Genomic DNA, 7,314 nt, shown 5'->3' with positions numbered 1-7,314 from the left:
GAACTTGTTCGCACCTTCCCTAGCAGTCCTGGACTGATCACTTTTTTCGCACCATTTCGTTGTATAAATGTGGCGGCGGATAATTGGGCATGAGCGTTTCCCTGATTACTGACTTCAAGAAAGTGTTTGCCGTCACGCTGTTGCAGTTTCCACTGTAATTTTGCCGCTGTGTCAGCCTGCGTTGTGGGTTGAATAAACACGGGCACGGAATAATGCATCACAAATTGCAGTTTATTTTTTTGTAATTTTGCAGGGGGTAATTCATCAATGGATAAGCGATAGACCTCTTCAACAGACGCCGATGGCGGCGCGGTTCGAATCACGCGGATGAGCTGGCGTTCACCCGGGGCTAATGCCAGCATTGGTGGGCTGATGACCAGTCCCTGAGAGGGGGACAACGTATCGCCGTCTGCTCCCTGACGCCAGTGGAAAACGCGTACCTGTGCATTCAGCACGTTTTCACCTGCGTTGCTTAACCAGATACCGTCGGCATTTTGCGTCGCCTGCAGTGTCAGCGTAACCGGCGCTATTTGCAGCCCGCTTGCCGCCGCGATATTAATGCTCATGGCTATTCCTGACAGACACGCGAAGGCGCACCGCTGCACAGGCAGTTTCAATGTCATGGGTCGTCCTGAGGTTAGTAGTTAACGTTAACCGTTACGAGATCGGCATAGTCATCAGGCGTGAAGTTGGCGCTCGGAGCGGTGGCATACACAGTGAAGCTTTGTCCCAGCCCGGTTCCGGTCGAGGCCACCCCATTTCCCACGCTTTCCGCAGTGGCTGTATTACCCCAAACCGGACCCGTTGCAGGCGTTTGGTTCAACTGGTACGGCACTTTATCCGTGTTGGTTGCTGCGTTGGCCACCGAGGACATTGCCCCTCTGCCCGTGGTATTCCCGCCGTTAGCGACCGAAGGCGCCAGACCTATAAAATAAGGTGTCGTCTTGGAGCAATTAATGGAAATGGTATTACTGGCCGATGTATTTGTCGCAGTGGCATTGACCGATCCCAGGGCAATATTTGACCCTGAACCTGCGGTAACGGTACAGGCTTTTTGAATCGTCATCAGCACCTGAAACGTGCCGTTTGCGGTGACAGCATCAGCCGCTGAAATGATGGAAAAGGCGCTGCAACAAAGAATTAAGCGAGTGACGATAACTGGAGCCATATTCTTTACCTTTTTCAAATAACCACATTTTTTACTTTAAAAATACAATAATGCGGCATATGGAGACATATTCTAACCCTAGGATAAGTATGAGTCGTGCGCCAGTTGGTCTAATGAATTTTACTTAGGAAAAAGGTGATGGCGTCGACAAAAAATAGTACCAACAGGTGAGTATTATTCAGTTATTACCGTTTCTAAAATCCGCATTCTGCAATTAATGCATCCTGATACACGCAATGTGAAAACGTGGTTATTCCCCGATGCTTCACGCAAAGTTAAATTAAATGTGACAACTTTCTACCCGCTTGTTGTGTAGACTTTCAGTATCGGGATCGTGGGGGACAATGAAGTGAATCAGGATAAGAAATTACTTATCGTAGAAGACGATGAAAACATCGCTGAGCTGTTACAGCTTCATCTGCGTGAGGAGGGGTTTACGGTGACGCATGCGGTAAATGGCAATATTGGTATGGCGTTACTTAACCAGGGTGGGTGGGATGCGCTAATCCTGGATCTAATGCTGCCTGGCGTTGACGGGCTTGAAATCTGTCGCCATGCCAGAACGATGACGCGTTATACGCCCATCATTATTATCAGCGCTCGTTCAGGTGAAACCCATCGTATTCTCGGTCTTGAACTGGGGGCTGATGATTACCTTGCGAAACCGTTTTCAATGCTTGAACTGGTCGCCCGTGTAAAGGCGCTCTTTCGCCGTCAGGAAGCAATGAGTAAGAATTTACGGCTGGATGCTGGTGTACTGATTTTTGATAACCTCTCTATTGATCCGCTGGCTCGGGATGTTCAACTCAATCAACAGTCAGTGGAGTTGACACCCAGAGAGTTTGATTTGCTTTACTTTTTTGCCAGACATCCGGATAAAGTCTTTTCCCGTTTGAGTCTGCTAAATCAGGTCTGGGGGTACGAACATGAAGGCTATGAGCATACGGTGAATACACATATCAATCGTTTAAGGATCAAAATTGAGGATAACCCGGCGGAACCTCACTTTATCCGTACCGTCTGGGGAAAGGGCTATAAATTCACCGCACAGCCACGCGAGTAACCATGCGAACTTATACACTTTCACAGCGTTTAACGCTGGTTTTTGCTCTCCTGTTTATTACGTCGTGTGCCCTGTTGGGCTGGCTGCAGGTGCGAACCAGTACTGAATACAGTAAGGCCGTTATTCAGCAGCTTTCTGCGGACCTTGCCGGGCATATCAACCAAAGTTACCCTCTGCTTGAACGCGATGGCCTTAATAAAGAGTCGATGCGTAATTTATTTGATCATCTGATGGCGGTGAATCCCAGTGTAGAAGTTTATTTACTGGACAAAGAGGGCAATATTATTGGTGATGCGGCGCCGGAAGGGCACATCAAACGTCAGCGGGTTGATTTACAGCCAATACACTCGGCATTAAATAATCCTCATTACCCTATTTACGGCGACGATCCGCGTAGCCTTGATGCGAAGAAAGTGTTTAGTGTGTCGCCAATGCGTCAGGATGGGCAGATAAAAGGCTACTTGTATGTAATTTTGCTCGGGGAAAATTACAACGCCTTAAACAGCAATGCGCAATTTGATGCCTTATTGAAGATAGTCTTACTGTCCATCAGCCTTGTTGCATTGTTGGGGTTGGTGGTGGGGGCACTCGCTTTGCGCTGGATAACTCGTCCCTTGCGCGAGTTGTCTGCTCAGGTCCATGCCCTGGAAACCGGTGGGATAGAAGAAATGCAGGCAATGGCGGCGCAGCCCCGGCAAATCAATACCAGTAACGATGAAATTAGCCAACTGCGACAAGGGGTTATCTCGATGGCCCAGCGCATTGCAGAACAGTGGCATCGTCTTGCACAACAAGAGCAGTTACGACGTGAGTTTATCGCCAACATTTCCCATGATTTGCGCACGCCATTAACCTCACTACACGGCTACCTTGAAAGCCTGTCCGTAATGTCAGCCAGCCTGAGCGACGCTGAGAAGCAGCGCTACCTTAATATTGCTCTCGCACAGAGCCAAAAGGTGGGTGCGCTCTCCCAGTCGCTGTTTGAGCTGGCTCGTCTGGAATATGGTGTGGTTAAACCGCAGAAAGAGAAATTCTCGATTAGTGAACTGCTGCAGGATGTTTTCCAGAAATTTGAACTTTCTGCCCAGACTAAACAGCTGGCATTGCTGGCAGATATTCAGCCAGGCCTGCCGCTTATTGATGCAGACCTCGGGATGATCGAACGGGTGCTGACCAACCTGCTGGATAATGCGATTCGCCATACTCCCGACAACGGCACTGTTGCTGTGCGTTTGTGGCGAGAAGCGGATAAAGTGATGGTGCAAATTAGCGACAGCGGTCCTGGGATCCCGCAAGAATTGATGGAGGGATTATTCATCCGTCCTTCGATTGCGAATCCGTCAGGTGTTCGAGTAGGGGGACTGGGGTTGATGATCGTCCGCCAGATGCTACAGCTACATGGTAGCGAAATTGCGCTGGTGGATACGCCGAAAAGCGGGGCTTGTTTTCGCTTTGGCTTAACGGCGGGCCCATATATTTGAACCAGTTATCCGTGATACCAGCTTCAATGACTACCCGCGCAGATGAAGATGAACAGTGTCGCCAGGTGGCTGCACGGCCGTAAAACCGATAGTGGCTGCGTTATTCATTATCCAGCCAGCTAATGAAAAACTCACTGAAAGCCGTCACCTGCAACGGCTGAAAACGCCGTTGAGGGTAGACAAACTGCAGACCAACGTGTTTCTTGTCATGGCGGCTGAAGCCGATAAAAGTCTCAGCAAATAAAACGCTCAGTCGCCCTTGTTCCACATCTCGCTTCACATCCCACCAGGATTTGCTGGCAATACCCGCTCCCGCCAGTACCCACTGACGAAGTAAGGCGCCGTCATCACATACCATTGCCGGCGTGACCTGCACCACCGCGGTTTCATTTTGCTCTTCAAAACGCCACTCGTTCATCAGCGTGCCGCGCTGCTCCATCACCAGGCAGCGGTGCCCGTGTAATTCATCCGGATACTGAGGCGTTCCGTGTGCTTCAAGGTAGCTTTTTGACGCAACCAGCACCCGATAATTAGGACGGATGAATTTTGTGACCAGATTACTGTCCGGCAAGTTCCCGAAACGCACGCTCATATCCAGACGGTTGACAATCAAATCCACCACGCTCTCACTGAGATAAACGGAGCTTCTGACTTCAGGATGCAAACGGGAGAAATCGAGAAGCGCAGGGGAAAGATACTGTCGGCCAAAGTCCGAGGGGGCTGAAATACGCAGGCTGCCGCTGAGCAGTCCGTCCTTCTGCGTCAGTTTTGATTCTGCCTGTGTCATCTCCTCCTGCACACGAAGTGCGGCGTGGTAAAACTCCTCCCCGGCTCGCGTCAATGCGATAGCCCGGGTTGAACGATTAAACAGCCGGGTTTGATAACGTTCTTCCAGCGCCTTTAATCGTGCAGTCATGGTGGCGGGGGAAAGGTTCATCCGACGCCCTGCAGCGGCCAGACCACCAGCTTCAACCACTTCCACCAGTAACGTCATATCTTCGAATTTACCCATTATTCCGTTTTCCTGAAAAGATAATCAATTATTACTGCCATTATCAAAGCGACTTGCATGACATAAAGTCAAGCCATAGTTAACCGCTCAGGAGAGCAGAACATGCCACAACATTCCCTTTTCGAGACAACATCTATTGGCAAACGTGTACTAAAAAACCGTATTGTCATGGCACCGATGACTCGTGCCCGTACTGTCCAGCCCGGTAATATTCCTGGCGCACTTATGGCTGAGTATTATCAGCAGCGCGCCACCGCCGGTCTTATCATCACCGAAGCAACACAGATTTCTGCCCAAGGGCAGGGTTACTCCTGGACACCAGGCATTCATTCTGCTGAACAGGTGGCGGGATGGCGTCTGGTAACAGATGCGGTCCATCGCGCAGGAGGTACGATTTTCTCCCAGTTGTGGCATGTGGGGCGTATGTCCCATGCAAGTTTTCACCCGGACGGCCAACCTGTAGCTCCTTCTGCGTTATCACCGCACGCACAGGTGTGGGTGGTAAACAATGAGGGTATCGGTGAAATGGTCGACTGCCCGGTTCCACGTGAGCTAACGACAGCTGATATTCAACGGGTAATAGCAGATTACCGGCAGGCGGCCCTCAATGCGGTGGCAGCGGGGTTTGATGGCGTGGAAGTTCACGGTGGCAACGGGTATCTGATTGACCAGTTCCTGCGCCGTTCTTCAAACCAACGAACCGATGAATACGGCGGTAGTCTGGAAAACCGTGTGCGTTTCGCCCAGCAGATACTGGAAGCGATCAGCGAGGCCATTGGTGCAGAGCGTACCGGTATCCGTCTGGCCCCGTACATCACCCAGCGTGGCATGGATGACCCGCAGGTTATTGACGCTATTCTGGCTCTGGCGGCCTGGTGTGAATCAAAAGGTATTGCCTTTATTCATCTGGCGGAAGCGGATTGGGATGATGCGCCGCAGGTGCCCTATGCGTTCCGGGAGACCCTGCGGGCGACTTTTAGCGGTACGATTATTGTGGCGGGGAATTACACCCGTGAAAAAGCCGACAAACTGTTATCGGCAGGGATCGTAGATCTGGTCGCTTTCGGACGTCCCTTTATCGCTAATCCAGATTTCCCACGTCGCCTGAAAGAAAACCTGCCACTTTCAGAAATGGGTAACCCAGCGACGCTGTTTGGCGGTAGCGAAGTGGGTTATACCGATTACCCATTTCTGAATTAACTATGGCGATGTATTAACGGCCATCACGGCGGGCATCAATAACAGGGTAAATGAAAAATCCACGCAATTGCGTGGATATATTAATTTTATAATACTATGGGCAAAAAGATATATTTTGTGCGCGATAATGACAGGGTGAATTTAAAACAATACATCTGGCTGGATATGCTTTAATATACAAAGTTGTAAAATTAAGAAATCTGCCACAACGACAGATTTCTTTAATATATAATTAGAGATTTGCAACGTTATGATATACTTTTTGAACATCATCATCATCTTCAAGGGCATCAACAAGTCCTTCAAAGATTTCTAAATCTTCTGGTGAGAGTTCAATTTCTGCTTGAGCAATCATTTCTAATTCTGTTGTTGAGAATTCAGTAATTCCAGCTGCTTTTAGAGCTGCAATTCCTTTGTGAAGATCTGTAGGTTCAGTATAAATGACGATGTTTCCTTCTTCTTCGGTTACATCACGAACATCAACTTCAGCATCAAGCAAAATTTCAAAAATACGGTCTGGATCTGTTCCTGCAAATACAATGACGCCAGTATTGTCAAACATATAGCTGACAGAGCCTGCCGCTCCGATACTCCCGCCTTTTTTATTGAAAATTGTGCGGACATTAGCAATCGTACGGTTAACATTTGACGTCAAGGTTTCAGCGATAATCATTGAGCCATTGGGTCCAAAACCTTCATAACGACCTTGCACGAATGTTTCATCGCCGCCGCCTTTGGCTTTATCAATTGCTTTATCAATAACGTGTTTCGGGACTTGTGCTTGCTTCGCACGTTCAATAACGAATTTTAAAGATGAGTTTGATTCTGGGTCTGGTTCACCTTGCTTAGCAGCAGCATAGATTTCTACACCGAATTTTGCATATATATTAGACGTCGCACCGTCTTTAGCCGTTTTTTTAGCAACAATATTGGCCCATTTACGTCCCACTGGAATGCTCTCCTCAAAGATTTATTTACATTAAATGCAGGTTGTTAACCTGCATTTTTTCCGCGAGATTATATCATGATATGTAAATACTCGTCTATGAGAAATAAAAAACGACAATCTTACGTGATGTTACTTTAATTTTATCAATGGTTGGTGTTTTTGGTTGTCATTTTAAAATTTACATCTGGTGCTTTATTTTTATTGTTAACAATTGAGCTGAAGTAATAATAAATAAGTCAGGAAAAATAACTGTGATAATCCAGATAATAAACACTATTAAATTGCGCAGAGTGGACGAAAATATCTGTAAAACTGGACTGACTCCGCGGCAGTAGGTATTTCCTGTCCTCACGACAAGGTATGCTCGACGTTTTCTGGACTGATGCCGTTGAGGTTACATGAGACTCTATGAAATGAAAAACCCACGCAATTGCGTGGGTT

The 7,314-nt window shown here is 48.1% G+C and carries 7 protein-coding genes; 3 read left to right on the top strand and 4 right to left on the bottom strand.

What is annotated here, in order from left to right:
- Positions 1-623: molecular chaperone (locus FDW95_RS14790; RefSeq protein ID WP_137363540.1), on the bottom strand; the 623-nt coding region annotated here is incomplete at its 3' end.
- A gap of 14 nt (positions 624-637) precedes the next feature.
- Entirely contained in the window at positions 638-1,168 is a 531-nt protein-coding gene (locus FDW95_RS14785; protein WP_115258272.1) for a spore coat protein U domain-containing protein, read from the bottom strand.
- A 349-nt stretch (positions 1,169-1,517) separates the two neighbouring features.
- Here FDW95_RS14785 and FDW95_RS14780 point away from each other — a divergent pair, with 349 nt between their 5' ends.
- Entirely contained in the window at positions 1,518-2,231 is a 714-nt protein-coding gene (locus tag FDW95_RS14780; protein ID WP_115258273.1) for a response regulator transcription factor, read from the top strand.
- 2 nt (positions 2,232-2,233) lie between these two features.
- The gene (locus tag FDW95_RS14775) at positions 2,234-3,712 is read left to right on the top strand and encodes an ATP-binding protein (RefSeq protein WP_115258274.1); all 1,479 of its coding nucleotides are present in this window, start codon (positions 2,234-2,236) and stop codon (positions 3,710-3,712) included.
- A 100-nt stretch (positions 3,713-3,812) separates the two neighbouring features.
- Here the strand turns inward: FDW95_RS14775 and FDW95_RS14770 are convergent, their stop codons facing one another.
- On the bottom strand, positions 3,813-4,724 hold the full coding sequence (locus FDW95_RS14770; protein ID WP_115258275.1) for a LysR family transcriptional regulator: 912 nt from the start codon (positions 4,722-4,724) through the stop codon (positions 3,813-3,815).
- Positions 4,725-4,826: 102 nt separating this feature from the next.
- Between FDW95_RS14770 and FDW95_RS14765 the strand changes: the two genes are divergently transcribed.
- Positions 4,827-5,924 (top strand): alkene reductase, encoded by a 1,098-nt coding sequence (locus FDW95_RS14765; RefSeq protein ID WP_115258276.1) that lies wholly within the window; start codon positions 4,827-4,829, stop codon positions 5,922-5,924.
- A gap of 232 nt (positions 5,925-6,156) precedes the next feature.
- Here FDW95_RS14765 and FDW95_RS14760 read toward each other — a convergent pair whose 3' ends face one another.
- Positions 6,157-6,873 carry a YebC/PmpR family DNA-binding transcriptional regulator gene (locus tag FDW95_RS14760; RefSeq protein ID WP_096756753.1) on the bottom strand — a complete coding sequence of 239 codons (717 nt, stop codon included), beginning with the start codon at positions 6,871-6,873 and terminating at the stop codon, positions 6,157-6,159.
- Positions 6,874-7,314 lie beyond the last annotated feature (441 nt).

Source organism: Citrobacter sp. wls718 (assembly GCF_005280945.1).
Classification (GTDB): domain Bacteria; phylum Pseudomonadota; class Gammaproteobacteria; order Enterobacterales; family Enterobacteriaceae; genus Citrobacter; species Citrobacter gillenii.
The sequence above is the reverse complement of the archived record's forward strand: the minus strand, read 5'-3'. Positions and strand labels throughout refer to the sequence as shown.